Source organism: Pseudomonas sp. B21-023 (assembly GCF_024749165.1).
GTDB lineage: Bacteria > Pseudomonadota > Gammaproteobacteria > Pseudomonadales > Pseudomonadaceae > Aquipseudomonas.
On the sequence record NZ_CP087190.1, the window covers coordinates 597,201 to 616,954 of the forward strand.

Annotated in this window: 17 protein-coding genes; 11 read left to right on the plus strand and 6 right to left on the minus strand. The window is 64.1% G+C overall.

Going from position 1 to position 19,754, the window contains the following annotated elements; translation table 11 throughout:
• Window positions 1-92 precede the first annotated feature (92 nt).
• The 6 genes from LOY42_RS02745 (at window position 93) to LOY42_RS02770 (ending at window position 7,293) form a co-directional block, all read left to right on the plus strand.
• Window positions 93-701 carry a YqiA/YcfP family alpha/beta fold hydrolase gene (locus LOY42_RS02745; protein WP_198754810.1) on the plus strand — a complete coding sequence of 203 codons (609 nt, stop codon included), beginning with the start codon at window positions 93-95 and terminating at the stop codon, window positions 699-701.
• Between the two features lie 33 nt (window positions 702-734).
• On the plus strand, window positions 735-2,639 hold the full coding sequence (gene parE, locus LOY42_RS02750) for a DNA topoisomerase IV subunit B (RefSeq protein WP_023630810.1): 1,905 nt from the start codon (window positions 735-737) through the stop codon (window positions 2,637-2,639).
• The gene (locus LOY42_RS02755; RefSeq protein WP_198754809.1) at window positions 2,636-3,622 is read left to right on the plus strand and encodes an esterase-like activity of phytase family protein; all 987 of its coding nucleotides are present in this window, start codon (window positions 2,636-2,638) and stop codon (window positions 3,620-3,622) included. Before parE ends, LOY42_RS02755 begins: the two co-directional genes overlap by 4 nt.
• The gene (locus LOY42_RS02760; protein WP_139673864.1) at window positions 3,619-4,137 is read left to right on the plus strand and encodes a TIGR02281 family clan AA aspartic protease; all 519 of its coding nucleotides are present in this window, start codon (window positions 3,619-3,621) and stop codon (window positions 4,135-4,137) included. The genes LOY42_RS02755 and LOY42_RS02760 overlap by 4 nt, the downstream gene beginning before the upstream one ends.
• 10 nt (window positions 4,138-4,147) lie before the next feature.
• On the plus strand, window positions 4,148-6,406 hold the full coding sequence (parC, locus tag LOY42_RS02765) for a DNA topoisomerase IV subunit A (protein ID WP_258599757.1): 2,259 nt from the start codon (window positions 4,148-4,150) through the stop codon (window positions 6,404-6,406).
• Between the two features lie 176 nt (window positions 6,407-6,582).
• Window positions 6,583-7,293: a membrane integrity-associated transporter subunit PqiC gene (locus LOY42_RS02770; protein ID WP_038706898.1), complete on the plus strand. Its 711-nt coding sequence runs from the start codon at window positions 6,583-6,585 to the stop codon at window positions 7,291-7,293.
• Between the two features lie 193 nt (window positions 7,294-7,486).
• Here LOY42_RS02770 and LOY42_RS02775 read toward each other — a convergent pair whose 3' ends face one another.
• Window positions 7,487-8,938, minus strand: coding sequence for a histidine kinase (locus LOY42_RS02775; RefSeq protein WP_198754807.1), 1,452 nt, complete (start codon window positions 8,936-8,938; stop codon window positions 7,487-7,489).
• A 135-nt stretch (window positions 8,939-9,073) separates the two neighbouring features.
• Between LOY42_RS02775 and serB the strand changes: the two genes are divergently transcribed.
• Window positions 9,074-10,288, plus strand: coding sequence for a phosphoserine phosphatase SerB (gene serB / locus LOY42_RS02780; protein ID WP_139673855.1), 1,215 nt, complete (start codon window positions 9,074-9,076; stop codon window positions 10,286-10,288).
• A gap of 161 nt (window positions 10,289-10,449) precedes the next feature.
• Here the strand turns inward: serB and asd are convergent, their stop codons facing one another.
• Genes asd through LOY42_RS02795 form a run of 3 tightly spaced genes read right to left on the minus strand, consistent with a single transcriptional unit; the run spans window position 10,450 to window position 13,713 of the window.
• On the minus strand, window positions 10,450-11,313 hold the full coding sequence (gene asd / locus LOY42_RS02785; protein WP_038706897.1) for an archaetidylserine decarboxylase: 864 nt from the start codon (window positions 11,311-11,313) through the stop codon (window positions 10,450-10,452).
• A gap of 9 nt (window positions 11,314-11,322) precedes the next feature.
• Complete coding sequence (gene rhdA, locus LOY42_RS02790; protein WP_139673852.1) at window positions 11,323-12,132, minus strand: thiosulfate sulfurtransferase; 810 nt, start codon at window positions 12,130-12,132, stop codon at window positions 11,323-11,325.
• 45 nt (window positions 12,133-12,177) lie between these two features.
• Window positions 12,178-13,713, minus strand: a complete 1,536-nt coding sequence (locus LOY42_RS02795) for an HDOD domain-containing protein (RefSeq protein WP_102682173.1) — start codon at window positions 13,711-13,713, stop codon at window positions 12,178-12,180.
• A 130-nt stretch (window positions 13,714-13,843) separates the two neighbouring features.
• Here LOY42_RS02795 and motA point away from each other — a divergent pair, with 130 nt between their 5' ends.
• Complete coding sequence (motA, locus tag LOY42_RS02800; RefSeq protein WP_023630652.1) at window positions 13,844-14,695, plus strand: flagellar motor stator protein MotA; 852 nt, start codon at window positions 13,844-13,846, stop codon at window positions 14,693-14,695.
• A 3-nt stretch (window positions 14,696-14,698) separates the two neighbouring features.
• Entirely contained in the window at window positions 14,699-15,715 is a 1,017-nt protein-coding gene (gene motB, locus LOY42_RS02805) for a flagellar motor protein MotB (RefSeq protein ID WP_102682172.1), read from the plus strand.
• 32 nt (window positions 15,716-15,747) lie between these two features.
• On the opposite strand, the gene LOY42_RS02810 is transcribed toward motB, so the two are convergent.
• Together LOY42_RS02810 and rsgA are read right to left on the minus strand one after the other, a co-directional pair.
• Window positions 15,748-16,227: a molecular chaperone Tir gene (locus LOY42_RS02810; protein WP_102682171.1), complete on the minus strand. Its 480-nt coding sequence runs from the start codon at window positions 16,225-16,227 to the stop codon at window positions 15,748-15,750.
• 146 nt (window positions 16,228-16,373) lie between these two features.
• Window positions 16,374-17,405: a small ribosomal subunit biogenesis GTPase RsgA gene (gene rsgA, locus LOY42_RS02815; protein ID WP_139673849.1), complete on the minus strand. Its 1,032-nt coding sequence runs from the start codon at window positions 17,403-17,405 to the stop codon at window positions 16,374-16,376.
• A gap of 109 nt (window positions 17,406-17,514) precedes the next feature.
• On the opposite strand from rsgA, the gene orn reads away from it, so the two are divergent.
• Both orn and LOY42_RS02825 read left to right on the plus strand, forming a co-directional pair.
• The gene (orn, locus tag LOY42_RS02820) at window positions 17,515-18,057 is read left to right on the plus strand and encodes an oligoribonuclease (protein WP_139673846.1); all 543 of its coding nucleotides are present in this window, start codon (window positions 17,515-17,517) and stop codon (window positions 18,055-18,057) included.
• A 91-nt stretch (window positions 18,058-18,148) separates the two neighbouring features.
• Window positions 18,149-18,760: a trimeric intracellular cation channel family protein gene (locus LOY42_RS02825; RefSeq protein ID WP_023630647.1), complete on the plus strand. Its 612-nt coding sequence runs from the start codon at window positions 18,149-18,151 to the stop codon at window positions 18,758-18,760.
• The last annotated feature ends 994 nt before the right edge of the window (window positions 18,761-19,754 follow it).

A 19,754-nucleotide genomic window follows, 5' to 3' on the forward strand; every position in this document is an offset into this window, starting at 1 on the left:
GCCTTGGTTGAAGTATTTGTTGCGAAAATCCAGGCGCTGCGCCAATGCCCTTCGAACGCGCTACACTGCGCATCTTTGCGTCCGGGGGCAGCATGTCGGGTTCCATCCTCTATATCCATGGCTTCAACAGCTCGCCGCTGTCGAAGAAAGCCCGTCAGCTCGAGGCGGTGATGCAGCAGCTCGGCCTGGTCGACCAACTGCGCGTCCCGGCCTTGCACCACCACCCGCGCCAGGCTATCGCCCAGCTGGAGGCAGCCATCGATGAGCTGGGTGCGCCGCTGCTGGTCGGCAGCTCCCTCGGCGGCTACTATGCCACCCATCTGGCCGAGCGCCACGGGCTCAAGGCCTTGCTGGTCAACCCGGCGGTCGCGCCGCATCGCCTGTTCGATGGCTACCTCGGCACCCAGCGCAACCTCTATACCGACGAAGCCTGGGAGCTGACCCTCGATCATGTGGAAGCGCTGGCGGAACTGGAAGTGCCGCCCCCACAGGACGCCAGCCGCTATCAAGTGTGGTTGCAGACCGCCGATGAAACCCTGGACTATCGCCAGGCCGAGCGCTACTACCGCGCCTGTGCCCTGCGTGTCCAGGCCGGTGGCGACCACAGTTACCAGGGCTTCGCCGAACAGCTGCCGGCCCTGCTGGCGTTCGCCGGCATTGCCCGCGGGCAGTACGCGGCGCTGGACTTTTCTGTATTTTGACTTTTGCATTCACCAGACTGACGACGAGAACCCATGGCCAATCCCAGCGCTAGCGCCTATAACGCAGACGCCATCGAAGTCCTCTCGGGCCTTGACCCGGTCCGCAAGCGGCCGGGCATGTACACCGACACCAGCCGGCCCAACCACCTGGCCCAGGAAGTCATCGACAACAGCGTCGACGAAGCCCTGGCTGGCCACGCCCGGTCGGTGCAGGTCGTTCTGCACGCCGATCACTCGCTGGAAGTCAGCGACGATGGCCGCGGCATGCCGGTGGACATCCACCCCGAAGAGGGCGTTTCCGGTGTCGAGCTGATCCTTACCAAGCTGCACGCCGGCGGCAAGTTCTCCAACAAGAACTACCAGTTCTCCGGCGGCCTGCACGGCGTCGGCATCTCGGTGGTCAACGCCCTGTCGAGCCAGGTACGCGTACGCGTCAAGCGCGACGGCAACGAGTACCAGATGACCTTCGCCGACGGCTTCAAGGCCAGCGAGCTGGAGGTGGTCGGCACCGTCGGCAAGCGCAACACCGGCACCAGCGTGTACTTCAGCCCCGACCCGAAGTATTTCGATTCGCCGAAGTTCTCCATCAGCCGCCTCAAGCACGTGCTCAAGGCCAAGGCCGTATTGTGCCCGGGGCTGTCCATCAGCTTCGAGGACAAGGGCACCGGCGAGAAGGTCGAGTGGCACTACGAGGACGGTCTGCGCTCCTACCTGGTCGATTCGGTCAGCGAGTTCCAGCGCCTGCCCGACGAGCCGTTCTGCGGCAGCCTGGCGGGTAACAAGGAGGCCGTGGACTGGGCCCTGTTGTGGCTGCCGGAGGGCGGCGACAGCATCCAGGAAAGCTACGTCAACCTGATCCCCACCGCGCAGGGTGGCACCCATGTCAATGGCCTGCGCCAGGGCCTGCTGGACGCCATGCGCGAGTTCTGCGAGTTCCGCAACCTGCTGCCGCGCGGAGTCAAGCTTGCCCCCGAGGACGTCTGGGAGCGCATCAGCTTCGTGTTGTCGATGAAGATGCAGGAACCGCAGTTCTCCGGCCAGACCAAGGAGCGCCTGTCGTCCCGCGAGGCGGCCGCTTTCGTCTCTGGCGTGGTCAAAGACGCCTTCAGCCTGTGGCTCAATGCCCATCCCGAACTGGGCATGCAGCTGGCGGAACTGGCCATCAGCAATGCTGGCCGGCGCCTTAAGGCGAGCAAGAAGGTCGAGCGCAAGCGCATCACCCAGGGGCCGGCGTTGCCCGGCAAGCTGGCCGATTGTGCCGGCCAGGACCCGATGCGCGCCGAGCTGTTCCTGGTCGAGGGTGACTCGGCAGGTGGCTCGGCCAAGCAGGCGCGGGACAAGGAGTTCCAGGCCATCCTGCCGCTGCGCGGCAAGATCCTCAACACCTGGGAGGTCGACGGCGGTGAAGTCCTGGCCAGCCAGGAAGTGCACAACATCGCCGTGGCCATCGGCGTAGACCCGGGCGCAGCCGACCTTTCGCAGCTTCGCTACGGCAAGGTCTGCATCCTCGCCGACGCCGACTCCGACGGCCTGCACATCGCCACACTGCTGTGCGCGCTGTTCGTCCAGCATTTCCGCCCGCTGGTCGAGGCCGGGCACGTCTACGTGGCCATGCCGCCGCTGTACCGCATCGACCTGGGCAAGGAGATCTACTACGCCCTGGACGAAGCCGAGCGCGACGGCATTCTCGACCGCCTGGTCGCCGAGAAAAAGCGCGGCAAGCCGCAGGTCACCCGATTCAAGGGCCTGGGCGAGATGAACCCGCCGCAACTGCGCGAAACCACCATGGACCCGAACACCCGGCGTCTGGTCCAGTTGACCCTGGACGATGTGCAGGGCACCACCGAGATCATGGACATGCTGTTGGCCAAGAAGCGTGCGGGCGATCGCAAGAGCTGGCTGGAGACCAAAGGCAACCTGGCCGAGGTCCTGGTTTGATTCGTCCGTTGCTCCTGGCCTGCCTGGCGTTATTCGCCCTGCAGGCCCAGGCCGGCGACTGGCCGCAGCTCAAGCTCAGCGCCGAGCATGTGGTCGATGGCATGCGCGGCGGCAACCTGTCGGGCCTGGCTTGGTGCCGTGGGGCGCTGTGGGCGGTGTCCGACCGCGATGACGACCGTATCTACCGCCTGGACCAGGATGAGGCGACCTGGCAGGCCCTGCCGCAGACTTTCACCCCGCCCCCCGCGCCCGATACCGGCCTGCCCTGGGGGCTCAAGTCGCGCAACTGGGCGGCGTCCTACATCCGCGGCGGCGAGCTGGATTTCGAGGGCATCACCTGCGATCAGGCCGGCAACCTCTACATCGTCAGCGAGGCCCACGCCGCCGTGCTGCAGTTGCCCGTGGACGGTGAGCCGGACTGGCTGAAAATCGACCAGGCCATGGTGCGCCAAGCGCGGGCCAGCGGCATGTTGCTGCATTTCAACGCACTGTTCGAGGGGCTGGCGATCAACCCGGCGGGCGATCGCCTGTGGCTGGCCGCCGAGCGCGAGCGCCGTGGCCTGCTCGCGGTGCAGCGCCAGCAATCGGTGTGGACCTGCGGGCGCGGCTGCGTACTGCTCAGCGAGGCGGGTGTCGAGATGCAGCCGCCGCAATTCCCAGAGGCACGCCCGGTATCACGTGACTTTGCCGACCTGGCCTGGTTCGAAGGCAAGCTGTTCACCCTCGAGCGCAATGCCTACCGCATTTGCCGACGGGATGCCGACACGGGCGCCGTGGAGCGCTGCTGGTCGTTCGCCGCCGAGGCCCTGATGGAGTCGCGGCGCTACTCGCAGCCTTACGGCCTGGCTGAGGCGCTGGTGATCGACAAGGGCGGTGCCTGGATCGGCGTGGACAACAATGACCGCCCGCGGGTGGATGGTGAAACACGGCCGATCGTCTGGCGCTTCGATGCCCCGCAAGGCGGCTGGAGCGCCAAGCCATGAGCCAGCCACCGGGCAAGCGTGCGGGCAGGATATTGATGATTGTCGCCTGGGCGGCGGCGATGTTCCTCGCCACGCGTTTTTTCGGCCAGTGGGAAGAACGTCAGCAGAACCCCAACCGCGTGGTGCAGAGCGAGCAGGGCGATGGCTTCGTCGAGGTGCGCCTGCTGAGTAACGGCCAGGGCCATTTCGTCGCCGATGGCGCGATCAATGGGCGACCGGTGCATTTCATGCTCGACACCGGCGCCACCGACGTGGCGATCCCCGAGGCACTGGCCCGCGATCTGGACCTGGCGCGTGGCGCCGCGGTGCAGTTGAGCACCGCCAATGGCCGTACCCAAGGCTACCGCACGCGGCTCGACAGCCTGCAACTGGGCGATATCCACCTGCGCGACGTACGCGCGCTGGTGGTGCCCGGCCTGGATGGCCAGGGTGTGCTGCTGGGCATGAGTGCCCTGAAACAACTTGAATTTACCCAGCGCGGCGGCACCATGCTGCTGCGCCAGAACCTGAAATGACGAGGCCCGCATGAGCGACTCACTCGAACTCAGTCTCGACGGCGTCGAACGCCGTTCCCTGGCTGACTTCACCGAACAGGCCTACCTCAACTACTCCATGTACGTGATCATGGACCGCGCCCTGCCGCACATCGGCGACGGCCTCAAGCCGGTCCAGCGACGCATCGTCTATGCCATGAGCGAGTTGGGGCTCGATGCCGACTCCAAGCACAAGAAATCGGCGCGTACCGTCGGTGACGTGCTCGGCAAGTTCCACCCCCACGGCGACTCGGCGTGCTACGAGGCCATGGTGCTGATGGCCCAGCCGTTCAGCTACCGCTACACCCTGGTCGACGGCCAGGGCAACTGGGGGGCGCCGGACGATCCGAAGTCGTTCGCCGCCATGCGTTACACCGAGGCGCGCCTGTCGCGCTACTCCGAGGTGCTGCTCACCGAATTGGGCCAGGGCACCGTCGACTGGGTACCGAACTTCGACGGCACCTTGCAGGAGCCGGCCGTGCTGCCCGCGCGTCTGCCGAACATCCTGCTCAACGGCACCACCGGCATCGCCGTGGGCATGGCCACCGACGTGCCGCCGCACAACCTGCGCGAAGTGGCCAGCGCCTGCGTGCGACTGCTCGACGAGCCCAAGGCCACCATCGAGCAGCTCTGCGAGCATATCCAGGGGCCGGACTATCCGACCGAAGCCGAGATCGTCACCCCGCGCGCCGACATCCAGAAGATCTACGAGAGCGGCAAGGGCTCGATCCGCATGCGTGCGGTGTATCGCATCGAGGACGGCGACATCGTCGTCACCGCGCTGCCGCACCAGGTCTCCGGCGCCAAGGTGCTCGAGCAGATCGCCGCGCAGATGCAGGCCAAGAAGCTGCCGATGGTCGCCGACCTGCGCGACGAGTCGGACCACGAGAACCCTTGCCGCATTGTCATCATCCCGCGCTCGAACCGCGTGGATGCCGCCGAGCTGATGCAGCACCTGTTCGCCACCACCGACCTGGAGAGCACCTACCGGGTCAACGTCAACATCATCGGCCTCGACGGCCGTCCGCAGTTGAAGAACCTGCGGGCGCTGCTGCTGGAGTGGCTGGAGTACCGCATCGGTACCGTGCGGCGTCGCCTACAGCATCGCCTGGACAAGGTCGAGAAGCGCTTGCACCTGTTGGAAGGCTTGCTCACCGCGTTCCTCAACCTGGATGAAGTGATCCACATCATCCGCACCGAAGAGCATCCCAAGCAGGCCCTGATCGCCCGCTTCGACCTGACCGAGATCCAGGCCGACTACATCCTCGAGACCCGCCTGCGTCAACTGGCGCGTCTGGAAGAGATGAAGATCCGCGGCGAGCAGGACGAGCTGCTCAAGGAACAGAAGCAACTGCAAGCGCTGCTGGGCAGCGACACCAAGCTGCGCAAGCTGGTGCGCAGCGAGCTGATCAAGGACGCCGAGACCTACGGCGACGACCGCTGCTCGCCGATCGTCGAGCGGGCCGAGGCCAAGGCCCTGTCGGAAAACGAACTGATGCCGACCGAGCCGGTCACCGTGGTGCTTTCGGAGAAGGGCTGGGTGCGTTGTGCCAAGGGCCACGATATCGATGCCACGGGCCTTTCGTACAAGGCTGGCGACGGCTTCAAGGCCGCCGCCGCTGGACGTTCCAATCAGTTCGCCGTGCTCATCGACTCCACCGGTCGCAGCTACTCGCTGGCCGCCCACAGTCTGCCGTCGGCCCGTGGCCAGGGCGAGCCGTTGACCGGCCGCCTGACCCCGCCACCGGGCGCCACCTTCGAATGCGTGCTGCTGCCGGAAGACGATGCCTTGTACGTCGTGGCCTCCGACGCCGGTTACGGCTTCGTGGTCAAGGGCGAGGATCTGCAGGCCAAGAACAAGGCCGGCAAGGGCCTGCTCAGCCTGCCCAACGGCGCCAAGGTGATGACCCCGCGCCCGGTGACCGATCGTGAGCAGGACTGGCTCGCCGCGGTGACCACCGAGGGCCGTCTGCTGGTGTTCAAGGTGGCCGACCTGCCGCAGCTGGGTAAAGGCAAGGGCAACAAGATCATCGGCGTGCCGGGTGACCGGGTGGCCAGCCGCGAGGAATACGTGACCGATCTTGCGGTGATCAGCGAGGGCTCCACCCTTGTATTGCAAGCTGGCAAGCGTACCCTTTCGCTCAAGCCCGATGATCTCGAGCACTACAAAGGCGAGCGGGGGCGCCGTGGTAGCAAATTGCCACGTGGTTTCCAGCGCGTCGACGGGCTGCTGGTAGAAACCCCCGCGTGAATGGATGGGCTGTCTGTTGCGGCGTTTTCAACGCCGCTTCGGGCGGAAATGCTGGAGTCGGGCGGCTATTTCGCGGATGATAGTGCCCTCGTTGGCGCCGGCGTGGCCGAGTGCCCGGATGAATCTACATGAGTATCACTGCGGTCAGTCTGGTGACGACCGCCTGGATGGGATGAATGAAATTTCTGCGCCTTCCATTTGCGCTGCTGATGACTGGCCTGTTGGGCCTGAGCGGGTGCAGCATGCACCAGCCGGTTGCCCTGTACCAGCTCGACAGCGGTGATCCCGGCCAGCCGACCCAGGCTGCGGGCATGGCGGTGGTGCTTGGCCCGGTATCGGTGGCCGACTACCTGCAACGCGAAACCTTTTTGCAGCGTCAGACCGATGGTAGCCTGACCGCGGCGACCGACGGTCGCTGGGCTGGCAGCCTTTCGTCGGATATCGACCAGTTGCTGGTACGCCAGCTGGCCTGGCGCCTGGACAGCCAACGCGTGGTGCTGGCGCCGGCAAGTGCCGGCTTCACGCCGGACGTGCAGGTGTTGCTGTCAATCACCCGCCTGGACTCGGGCAAGAACCAGCCGGCGATCCTCGATGCGCAGTGGCGCGTGCTGGATCGCCGTGGCCAGGTGCGTGACAACCGTATCGTCCACCTCGAGCAACCCCATGCGGGTAGCGAGTCGGCGCAGGTGCAAGCCCAGGGGCAGCTGCTGCAGAAGCTGGTCGAACAGCTGAGCACCACGGTCAAGCCACTGGCCAACCAGCCGGCCATCGCCGAGGAAGCGCCACGCAAGCCGGCCGCGCCGGTGCAGGTGAAGAAAGAGCCGGAGAAACCGAAGATTCCGATGGCTTCACCGATTCGTACCGATATGGAAGTGTTCCGCTTCTGATATGACAGGCATGAAAAAGCCCGCAGCGATGCGGGCTTTTTTGTGGCCTTCGAGAATGCTGGGGGCGCTTTGCGCCCCTTTCGCCGCGGTTCGTCGCTATGACAAGCCGACTCCCACAAAGAGCAGACCATGTACCTGTGGGAGCCGGCTTGCCGGCGAAAGGGCTGCGCCGCAGCCCCAGGCGTGTTTCAGGTCAGGCGCGGCGCTCGTGCATCCGCGCCAGTTGGCGCTCCAGCATGGACGGGTAAGGCTCCATCAGGCGCTCGACACAGCACGCGCCCTCCGGACTGGCGATCGGGCGGATGCGCGCGCGCTGGCGCACCAGGGTGTCATCGCTGATGCGGCGCTCGACCAGCAACAGGTTGCGGCTGTGCTGCGACAGGGCCAGGGCGTCTTGGGCCTGTTCGGTCATCAGCAAGTCGACCTGATCCATGCCTTGCAGGTCGTCGGCCAGCACCAGGCCCAGCTGCAGTTGCAAGGTGATACCGCTGTCGGCCACCTCGATCTGCAGGGCGTGGCCCAGGGCGCGCAGCAGCTCGCCACAGCAGATGGCATTGGTCAGGTAGTCCTCGCCGCTGTCACGGCTGTGGAACAGCAGCAGGGTGCTGCCATCGTTCAGGGTGTGGACTTCTCCTTCGTACAGAGACGCGGCTTGGTCCAGGCAGTCGCGGTAGCGTTCCAGCAATTCGGTCAGGCGGGTGCGCGGCAGGCGGCGCAGTTGCTCCTGGGAGCCCAGTTGCACGGCCAGCACGGCACTGTGCTGCGGTTCGTCGGACTCGACGATAACGGGTTTGGCCGCGGCGCTTTGCTCATCCAGCAGATCGGCGAAGGCGTCATCGTCATCGTCGTGCTCGGGTGCCTGTGCCGCGACTTTCGTGCGTGGCGCGGCCTTGGGGGCGGGCACCTCATCGAAATCGTCTTCCTCGTCCTCTTCTTCCGGCTCCGGTGGCGGCGGCGGGGCAAGGCGGGCGTGCAGCTGGCGGGCCAGGTCACCGATCTCGTCCTGGCGGTCGATGCCCGGCGTGTAGGGGTGCGGATCACGCAACCAGACGCGCAGTTGCAGCAGTGGGGTGGAGATGAAACGGCCCAGACGCAGGCTGAGGGTCAGTGCCAGGGCCAACAGGATCGCGGCAAGGATGCCCATGCTCTGCAGGCTGATCAGCATCGGTTGCTGGAACTGGCTCATGTCCAGGCTGATGCGCAACTGGCCGGCGGTCACGTCCTGGAAGGTGATCTTGGTCTGGTAGACCCCTTCGGTTTCGCCCAGCAAACTATTGCGTGGGCGCTGGCCGGCCTCGGCGAGGATGCGGTTGTCCACGCTGTAGATGGCGGCATGGGCCACCAGCGGGTTCTTCACCAGGTTGCCGAGCAGCACGTTGAGGCTGAGGATGTCGTTGGACACCAGCAGCTCGGTGGCCGATGTGGCCGTTTGCGTGGTCAGGCTCTGGCCAACGGCATCGGCCTGCTCGTGCATGGCCTGCTTGAACTGCAAACCCATCACGCAGGCATAGATCACCAGGGCCAGGGCCACCAGGAAGATGTTATGGCTGGCAATGCGCAGGGCCAGGGGGATTCGGCGCTGGCTGAGGGCTCGGTAGATCATCAGGAAGAAGTTATCGGGTTTTACGGGCGTGGGCCGGTTCACAGAGCGCGGCTCTTCATGGCGAGAAAGTTGCTGGGCAGTATAGCGATACGTGTTTTGTCGGCAAAGTAGCGTTGGCGCCCGATGGTCATGGAAAATCGGTAGAATGCGCATTTTTCATCGAGTTGGAGCCCGGTCTTGCGCGAAATCGTCCTGATCAACATCACTGGTGAAGACCGTCCAGGTCTTACCGCGGCCATCACCGGCGTCCTGCTCCAGGGCGGTGTGAACATTCTCGACATCGGTCTTGCGGTCATGCACGGCACGCTGTCGTTCGGCATCCTGGTCGACATTCCCGACAATGAGGTGGCCACCGCGCTGCTGCAGAGCGTACAGGCCAAGGCCCATGAGCTGAACCTGCAGGCGCGCTACACGCCGATCTCCGAGGCCGACTACCAGCACTGGGCCGACAGCCAGGGCGAGGCCCGCCACATCGTCACCCTGCTCAGCCGCCGGGTCACTCCCCAGCAGTTGCAGCGGGTCAGCGCCATCATCAGCCAGTACGGCCTGACCATCGAGCGCATCGAGCGCCTGTCGGCCCGCGTGGCGCTGGATGTCCAGACCGAGAAGGGCAAATCCGCGCTGGAAATCTCCGTGCGTGGCGAAGCCAGCGATGCCCAGGCCTTGCGCGCCGACTTCTTCGCCCTGTCCGAAGAGCTGAACATCGACATCGCCTTCCAGCGCGACGACCTGTTCCGCCGCAACCGGCGCCTGGCGGTGTTCGACATGGATTCGACGCTGATCGAGGCCGAAGTCATCGACGAGCTGGCCAAGGCTGCCGGTGTCGGTGAGCAGGTGGCGGCGATCACCGAGCGCGCGATGCGTGGCGAGCTGGATTTCCGGGCCAGCTTCAAAGAGCGCATGGCGCTGCTCAAGGGCCTGGACGTGGGCGTACTGGACCAGATTGGCGCCTCGCTGCGCCTGACCGAGGGCGCCGAGCACCTGTTCGCCGAGCTCAAGCGCCTGGGCTACAAGACTGCGATCCTTTCCGGCGGCTTCTCCTACTTCGCCAAGCAGGTGCAGGCGCGCCTTGGTATCGACTACGTATTCGCCAACGAGCTTGAAGTGGTGGATGGCAAGGTCACCGGAGTGGCCGTCGAGCCGATCGTCGATGCCCAGCGCAAGGCCGATCTCTTGCAGCAACTGGCCAGTGAAGAGGGCCTGCAGCTCGAGCAGACCATTGCCGTCGGCGATGGCGCCAACGACCTGCCGATGCTGTCCCTGGCCGGCCTGGGTGTGGCGTTCCGCGCCAAGCCGCTGGTGCGTCAGTCGGCCAAGCAGGCGATCTCGACCCTGGGTCTGGATGGTGTGCTGTACCTGCTCGGCGTACGCGATCGCGAAGCACGCGGTTGATCTTGAGCCCTGGGGCTGCGCTGCAGCCCTTTCGCCGGAAAGCCGGCTCCCACAGAGGTTTGCGTAGTTACTGTGGGAGCCGGCTTGCCGGCGATGGACCGCGTAGCGGTCCCAATGAAAAAGGCCCTGCTGAGCAGGGCCTTTCTTGTTGCAGCAGTCAATCAGGCCTGGGCCGGCTGCGCCAGTAGCTCACCCATGCGCACGGCGGAGCCGGCACCGAGGCTCTCGGCCCACTTCACCTGCTCAGGCCCAAACAGCACGATGGCGGTGGAGCCCAGCTTGAAGCGGCCCAGTTCGGCGCCTTTCTCCAGATGGATCGGCGCACGGCTGGCGTCGTCATAGCGGAAGGTCTTCAGCTCGCGCTTCGGCGGCGTGACCAGGCCGGCCCAGACAGTCTCGATCGAGGCGACGATCATCGCGCCGACCAGCACCACGGCCATCGGGCCGCGCTCGGTGTCGAACAGGCAGACCACGCGCTCGTTACGTGCGAACAGCTCCGGTACGTTCTCCGCGGTGGTCTGGTTGACCGAGAACAGCCGGCCCGGCACATAGACCATTTCGCGCAGGGTGCCGGCCAGCGGCATGTGCACGCGGTGGTAGTCCTTGGGCGAAAGGTAGATGGTGGCGAACTCGCCGCCCATGAACGGCGCGGCCAGGGCCGGGTCGCCGCCGAGCAGCTCCAGGGCGCTGTAGCCGTGGCCCTTGGCCTGGAAGATGCGGCCGTGCTCGATCGGGCCGAGCTGGCTGACCGCGCCGTCGGCCGGGCAGAGGATCGCGCCGGGGGTCTCGTCCAGCGGACGGGCGCCGGGCTTGAGGGCGCGAGTGAAGAAGGCGTTGAAGTGCTCGTAGGCGCTGAGGTCTTCGACCAGTGCCTCGGACATGTTCACCTGGTAGCGCTTGGCGAACCAGGCGGTGAAGGCGTTCTTGAACCAGCGTGCGCGGCACTCGGCGACGCAGCCGGCCAGCCGCGACAGCAGGTGGTGCGGCAGCAGGTACTGGCTGATGATGAACAAGCGGGATTTCATTGAGCGTCCTTAAACTTCGACGGGCGTGTCGGGGTGGTTGCCCCATTCGCCCCAGGAACCGGCATAGCCCTTCACCCGTGGATAGCCGAGGGCCTTGGCCACGAGGTAGGTGAAGCCGGAGCGGTGGTGGGTCTGGCAATGGGTGATCACTTCCTTGTCGGGGGTGATGCCCAGGTTTTGCAGGACTTCGGCGATATCCTCGCGGATGCGCAGGTGGTCGTTGAGGTCCATGCCGGCGGTCCACTCGAAGTTGATCGCGCCGGGAATATGCCCGCCTTTGGCAGCCAGCACTTTCTCGCCGCTATATTCCAGTGGCCCGCGCGCGTCCCAGATGACCAGGTCGGCGGCGCCCAGGCGGCTTTGCAGGTATTCGCGGGTGGCGGTGGGCTCCGGGTGCAGGCGCAGGTTCACCGCGCCGCCCATGCTGGCGGGCACCTCGGTGGACAGTTTGTCCGCCGGCCAGGCCTGTATGCCGCCGTTCAGGTAGTGATAGCGCTGGTGGCCAATCACGTCGAGCAGCCAAATGAAACGGCCGGCCCAGCCGCCGCCTTCGTCGTCGTAGACCACATAGACCGCATCGTCGCGATGACCGAGTTCGGCGAACAGCTTTTCCAGGTCGGCGCGTGCCGGCAGCAGGCCGGGTGCAGGCGGCTGTCCCAGCTGGGTGCGCTTGGGATCGACGAAGCGCGCCCCGGGGATGTGGCCGCTGCCATAGCGGTTGGCGCTGGTCAGGTCGACCAGGATCAGTTGCGGCGATTCCAGGCGCGGCAGCAGGTCCTCGGCTTCGATCACCAGGGGCAAGCCGGAAAAGTCAGTCATCCACGGTCTCCAGGGTGCAAAGGGGGCGATTGTAGCGCAAGGCAATCATGAATGGCGGTTGCCGAAGAGGGCCAGGGCGCGCTCGATGCATTGTACGGTTTTACCGAATGCCTGCACGCTGACATCGGCCAGCGGTTTGCCGTCCTGGTCCGCCACCGCCAGCATCAGCACCTGGTCGCCGACCGCCAGCGAGCGCAGCAGCAGGTGTTCGCTGCGGAAGAATGCGCGCAGTGGCGCCGGCAGCAGTGCGGTGAACTGGGCGTGATTTTCGGGCGTCAGGCGCAATTGCCCGGCCTTGCTCATCAGTTTCTGCAGGAGTTTGTTCTGCGCGATCGGCAACGCAATGACGCCGGCTTCCTTGGGCAGACCCGCAGTCTGCTGCACCCGCAGGTAGTCGGTAGCCTTGTCCAGGCTCAGCAGCATCAGACGCTGCATGCCGCACGCCAGCAGCGCTTCGCGGGCCTGGGTGGCCAGGTGTACGGTATTGCTGAACGGGCTCGGCTGGGCGAGCAACTCCTGGCACAACCTGCGCCAGCGACCAAGGTCCTCGGTGCTGGGCGGTGGCGGCGTGAGCATGTCCGGGTGTGGACGGCGCTGGTGCCAAGGCCAGATCAGCGCCTCGGCCGGGTGGAACAGGGCATGCCGGGCGTGATGGCGGGCACTGGCCGCGGCCTGCTGGTGAACCTGCTGCTGGACATCGTCCAGCGTGGTCTGCAGATAGAGGGCGGTAAGCAGCTGCCAGCGCAGCAAATGCGGATTGTCCCAGCCGACCTGGGCGGCCAGGGCAAGGCCGTTGGCCAGCAGCACGGTATTCGGGGGCTGGTTGAACCAGCGGCGCAGGGCCGGCTCTTCGTCCAGGCGCTGCTGCTGGACAAGCGGGTCCTGCTCGCGGGCGATGTTCAGCACCTGCGCCAGCTGTTCGCGCTCGTCCATCAGCAGGCGGTAACCCTGGGTCACCCACTCGGGCAGGCGCCAGTGCTCGGCCATGGCCTGGCACAGTTGCATGATGCGCACGCCGAACAGTTGCTGTTCGACTTCAGCGGCTTCCTCGCCCTTGTGGATAACTCGCAGCTCCCAGGTATCCAGCAGCTTGGGATAGACCAGGGCCAGCGGCCACAGGGGCGAGAGGAACAGCAGGCTGCCCCAGTGGATTTCCTGCCACAGGCGCGCCAGGCGGCTGGCGAACAGGCCGTTGGCTTGCTGGGTGGCATGCTGGCTGATCAGCAGGAACTGGCGCAGCACCGGCGGGATCTCGTCGGCCGGCAGCGATGGCAGGCGTGCCAGCAGTTGGCTGACGCGGGCCAGGCCAAGGCGGTTCAGGGCTATTTCCAGGCTCTCGGCCGGTTCGGCCTGGCTGGCGTTGGCCGGGTGGTTGGCCTCGCGCAACACGCAGAGCACCAGCGCGGGGCTATCCTGCATCAGTTCGGCGATATCGCGCAGGGAGCGACGGCTGTCGTTGATAGCCTGCAGCACCCGATCATGGCTCTCTTTCGGCACCGGTACGCGGACCCCGTCGAGCAGCTTGATCCAGGCCTCTAGACTCGACGGAGCCTGACTTGGCACCTTGGTTTCAATTGGCATATTGACATCAGTCCGAACTGGCTTTTCGCAATGAGTGGCTATAGTCTGGCGCAGTTCTGCCGATAAGTAGAAGAAGAGTTTTCAAGCTTCCGTTCCCTATCCTGACCACGACAGCAAGTGCTTCCAACTTATGGCTAAAATTATCGGCATCATCGTCGTATTCGCGAGCGTGCTCGGCGGCTACGTGCTTTCCCACGGCAAGATCGCGGCACTGATCCAGCCGTTCGAAGTGCTGATCATCGGCGGCGCGGCCTTTGGTGCGTTCCTCCAGGCCAACCCTGGTTACATGACCATGCATGTGATCAAGAAGTCGCTGAAGATGTTCGGCACCCGTTTTACCCACACCTTCTACCTGGAAGTGTTGGGCCTGGTGTACGAGATCCTCAACAAGAGCCGTCGTGAAGGCATGATGGCGATCGAAGGCGACATCGAGGACGCCGCGGCCAGCCCGATCTTCGCCAAGTACCCGGCGGTGCTGGGTGATGAGCGCATGACCGCGTTCATCTGCGATTACCTGCGGATCATGTCCACCGGCAACATGGCGCCCCACGAGCTCGAAGGCCTGTTCGACATGGAGCTGCTGAGCATGAAGGAAGAGCTCGAGCACCCGTCCCACGCAGTGACCGGGATCGCCGACGGCATGCCCGGCTTCGGTATCGTCGCGGCGGTACTGGGTATCGTGGTGACCATGGCCTCGCTGGGTGACGGTGACCAGAAGTCCATCGGCCTGCACGTCGGTGCGGCGTTGGTCGGTACCTTCTTCGGTATTCTTGCTGCCTACGGCTTCTTCGGCCCGTTGGCCAATGCCCTGCGCCATGATGCCAAGGAAGAGTTGAACGTCTACGAGGCGATCAAGGCCTCGCTGGTGGCCTCGGCTTCCGGCATGCCGCCGTCGCTGGCGGTCGAGTTCGGTCGCAAGGTGCTGTACCCGGCGCACCGCCCGAGCTTCGCCGAGCTGGAACAAGCAGTACGCGGTCGCTAAGCCATGGAGAACAATCAGCCCATCATCGTCAAGCGCGTCAAGCGCTTTGGCGACGGCCATCACGGCGGCGCCTGGAAAATCGCCTTCGCCGACTTCGCCACGGCGATGATGGCGTTCTTCCTGGTGCTGTGGTTGCTGTCGACCGCCACGCCTGAGCAGAAGATCGCAATCGCCGGTTACTTCAAGGACCCGATCGGTTTCTCCGAAAGCGGTACGCCCTACATCATCGATCTGGGTGGCTCGCCAGAACTGGCACCGGAAAAGACCATCAACCCGGAAGTGAAGTCCGAGCCGACGCCGGATACCAGCCTGCAACTGGACAAGGATCAGGTCGAGACCATGGCCGAGCAGGTCGAGCGTGAGCGCCTCGAGCTGCTGCTGCAGGAGCTGCAGAACAAGGTCGAGGAAAACCCGCAGCTGCAGAAGTTCAAGGACCAGATCCTGTTCGAGATCACCCAGGACGGCCTGCGCATCCAGATCATGGATGCCGAGAACCGGCCGATGTTCGACCTGGGCAGCGCACGCCTGCAGCCGTACTTCGAAGACATCCTGCTGGCCATGGCCGACACCATCAAGGCGGTGCCGAACAAGATCAGCATCAGTGGCCATACCGATGCCAAGCCGTACTCCGGTACTGGCGATTTCGGTAACTGGGAGCTGTCGGCCAACCGCGCAAATGCGGCGCGTCGTGCATTGGTCGCTGGAGGCTATCCGGATGAGCAGGTGGCCCGCGTGGTCGGTTATGCTTCGTCGTCGCTGTTCGACCGTGCCAACCCGTTCAACCCGGTCAACCGCCGTATCGACATCATCGTCCTCACCAAGAAGGCGCAGCGCGATATCGAGGGTGAACAGGGCAAGCCGGAGGCTGCGCCGCCTGCCGCTGACACACCGCCTGCGAGCGCAGCGCCAGGTGCGGCCGCGACACCGGGCGATACGCCGATGCAGCCGCGTGAGCTGCGCCAGAAGCTGAACATCTTCGAAGATGGCGTATTGAAGATGGACGAGGCCAAAGACCAGTAAGTAACAGGGGCCGCTTTGCGGCCCCGATGCATTCAGAACCCCCGCCTGATCTTGGCCTTGAGATCGGCATGGAAGAAATCCGCATTGTCCCTGTCCGACACTGCGCCGCCCCCGGCCGGCGAAGCCATGGCCCGGCCAAAGGTCTGTTCGTCATGATAGGCGCGCACGAACAGGTCGATATGCTCTCGTTCCCGCATTACTGGCCACTTGCCCAAGCGCTGCGGCAGGTCAGTCGAGCCAGCATGGTAGAAAGTCACCCGCCGATGCGCCATGGCCGCAGCGCCCAGTAGCCAGGCCGTCCACCAGCCTTCGGCATGGGCCTCGCAGAGCACTCCGATCCAGTGAGTGGCATCGGCCATGTGTTGGCAAAAGCTGCCATGCAGGTCGTCGTGGGTCTGCCCTTCACTGTCGAAGGGGACGAGTTGGGTGGGAATGCCTTCTAGTAGCAGCCACTCGTTCAGGATGAAGGCATCGAGCCGTTCGTTCTGGTGGTAACTGATGAATACCGGCATCTGTGCTGCCCTCCCTGATCAATACCGATGACAAGGCCATGACCATCAGGGAAAGCAGCTGGAGGGACAATAGGCGACTGCAATACCGGAGCGGTCCTACCTACTCCGGTAAAATTTCCTACGATGCTGGCGTGTTTGCCGCCACCTCAATAGGTGTCTTCCGGCAAGCTGGCGATGATCGAACGGTAGCTGTTCATTCGTTGTTGAGTAACGCTGCCGTCCTCCAGGGCCTTGAGCAGCGCACAGCCAGGTTCGCGGTCATGCTTGCAGTCGCGGAAGCGGCAGTTGCCGATCAGTTCGCGGAATTCGATGAAGCCATCTTCGACATCAGCACGGCTGACATGGCCCAGACCGAATTCGCGGATGCCCGGCGAGTCGATCAGGTCGCCGCCATTGGGGAAGTGATAGAGGCGCGCGGTGGTGGTGGTGTGAGTGCCCTGGCCGGACCATTCCGACAGGTCGCCGACACGGGTGCCTGCATCAGGCAGCAGGCTGTTGACCAGCGAGGACTTGCCCACGCCCGACTGGCCGACGAACACGCTGATATGGCCGTCTAGTGTCTGCTGCAGGCGCTGCATGCCATCGCCCTGGTGCGCGGAAACCTCCAGCAGCGGGTAACCCAGGCCGCGGTAGACCTCGAGCATGGCGTTGAGAGTCGGGGCGTTCTCGTCGTTGATCAGATCGGCCTTGTTCAGCAGCAGCAGCGGGCGGATGCCGGCATGCTCGGCGGCGACCAGGTAACGGTCGATCAGGTTGGGATGCGGTTCGGGCGCAGGGGCGAAGACAATGACGATCAGGTCGACGTTGGCCGCCACCGGCTTGAGCTGGCCATGGTTGTTCGGCCGGCACAGCTCGGTGCTGCGCGGCATTTGCGCGACGATCACGCCGATGCCCTGATTGCCGGCGCGCCAGACCACACGGTCGCCGGTCACCAGCGCCGGCAGGTTGGCCCGCAGGTGGCAGCGGAACACCTGGCCCGCAACCTCGCCGTCCTGGGCCTCGACCTCGACCTGCACGCCGAAGTGGGCAATCACCAGGCCCAGTTGCTCTGGCCCCAGGTCGCCGCCTTCCAGTTCCTGCAGCACGTGCTGCTCGCGTTTGGCGGCGCGGGCGGCGCGCTCACCCTGGATCTTTTCGATGCGCCAGTTCTGGCGGCGGTTGAGCTGGCGTTTGGCCATGAAGGTTCCGAGTAGGCGAGGCAGAAAGAAAACGGCGGGCAGTTTAGCACGGCACGCCCACGAGCTGCCCCGCTAGGCTAATATGACGGGCTATTCGAGGAGCCTTTTCATGCAGAACCCACAGAATCTGATCTGGATCGATCTGGAGATGACCGGCCTGGACCCGGACAACGACGTCATCATCGAGATGGCTACCATCGTCACCGACAGCGAGCTCAATACCCTGGCCGAGGGGCCGGTGATCGCCATTCACCACAGTGATGAGGTGTTGGCGCGGATGGACGAGTGGAACACCCGCACCCATGGCAACTCAGGACTCACTCAGCGCGTACGCGAGAGCAAGGTGAGCATGGCCGAGGCCGAGGCGCAGACCATCGCCTTCCTCGAGCAGTGGGTGCCGAAGGGCAAGTCGCCGATCTGTGGCAACAGCATCTGCCAGGACCGCCGCTTCCTCTATCGGCACATGCGCGAGCTGGAAAACTACTTCCACTATCGCAACCTTGATGTGTCCACGCTCAAGGAACTGGCTGCGCGCTGGGCGCCGGAGGTGCGTGACAGCTTCAAGAAGGGCAGCACCCACCTGGCGCTGGATGACATCCGCGAGTCGATCGGTGAGCTGCGCCACTATCGCGAGCACTTCATCAAGGTCTGACCTTGCCGTGCGCCGACGATCATCGGCGCGCCCCTTTTGGTGCCCCGCGTGACTGGGTAGACTGCGCGCCTTTCCCGCACGGACCTGCACCATGTTGCTGATGCTCTATCTCATCGCCATCACCGCCGAAGCCATGACCGGCGCCCTGTCCGCTGGCCGCCGTGGCATGGACTGGTTCGGCGTGGTGCTGATCGCCTGCGTTACCGCGCTGGGTGGTGGTTCGGTGCGTGATGTACTGCTTGGGCACTACCCGCTCACCTGGGTCAAGCACCCGGAATACCTGGTGCTGACCAGCTTTGCGGCTTTGCTGACGATCTTCATCGCGCCATTGATGCGCCACCTGCGGTCGCTGTTCCTGGTGCTCGACGCCCTGGGGCTCGTGGCGTTCACCCTGATTGGCTGCATGACCGCGCTGGAGATGGGGCAGGGGTTCTTGGTCGCTTCTATCAGCGGCGTGATTACCGGCGTGTTTGGCGGCATTCTGCGGGATATCTTCTGTAACGATATTCCGTTGGTGTTTCGGCGTGAGCTGTATGCCAGTGTTTCGTTCGCGGCGGCTTGGTTCTATCTTGGGTGCGTTTACTTCAAGGTGCCGGCGGAGCAGGCCATGCTGCTGACACTGTTTGGTGGTTTTCTGGTGCGGTTGTTGGCGATTCGGTTTCATTGGGAGATGCCGAAGTTTCATTACAATGATCAGCAATAGCGGCTTTTTGCGGCGCAGCCACTATATTCAGAATTGTTCTGGCAGGGCTGTGCTGTAGTCATATAACCATTGTTCAGAAAAGTTGCTTGCTCTTGCTCTTGCTCTTGCTCTTGCTCTTGCTCTTGCTCTTGCTCTTGCTCTTGCTCTTGCTCTTGCTCTTGCTCTTGCTCTGCTTTTGCTTCTAAGTGCGCGATAGTTCAGGCGACACAAATTGCGACTTCAGGAGGCCGAACGGAGGTCTTGCGGAGGGAGGTGACGGGCATGGATGCCCGTCAAGCGCTGCGCCCCAGGATGGGGCGTTCAGCGCGGTCCTCCCGGGAGCAAGGCCGGAGTGAGGGGACCCCGGAGCGAAGCGTAGGGGCCGGATGAATGGAGCGAGCATTTTTTGGTTCCTTTTTGATGCTTCAAAAAGGGACCCGCCGTAAGGGCGGAAAGGTGATTGTGCGTCACCATCGCAAATGAATGCGCATATAACTTTCGAGACGCACGCTGTGTAAGTCAAAGTCAAAGTCAAAGTCAAAGTCAAAGTCAAAGTCAAAGTCAAAGTCAAAGTCAAAGTCAAAGTCAAAGTCAAATGCGAACGGCGTGGGTTTTCACAGTTGTAAGCGCATTCATTTGCTATAATGACGCATAGTCACCTTTTCGCCCTTACGGCGAGTCACTTTTTGTCAAACGCGACAAAAAGTAACCAAAAAACGCTGCGCTCCATTCATCCGGCCCTCCGCTTCGCTCCGGGTTCCCTCACTCCGGCCTTGCTCCCGGGAGGACCGCGCTGAACGCCCCATCCTGGGGCGCAGCGCTTGACGGGCATCCATGCCCGTCACCTCCCTCCGCAAGGCCTGCGTTCGGCCTCCTGAAGTCGCGAAGTTACGGGCGGCGCCTGCACTGGCGCAGCTGGCGCTCGCGGGCTATGGGGTTGACCTTTTGATCGCCAAAGGCAAAGGCAAAGGCAAAGGCAAAGGCAAAGGCAAAGGCAAAGTCGAAGCAGCGAGCT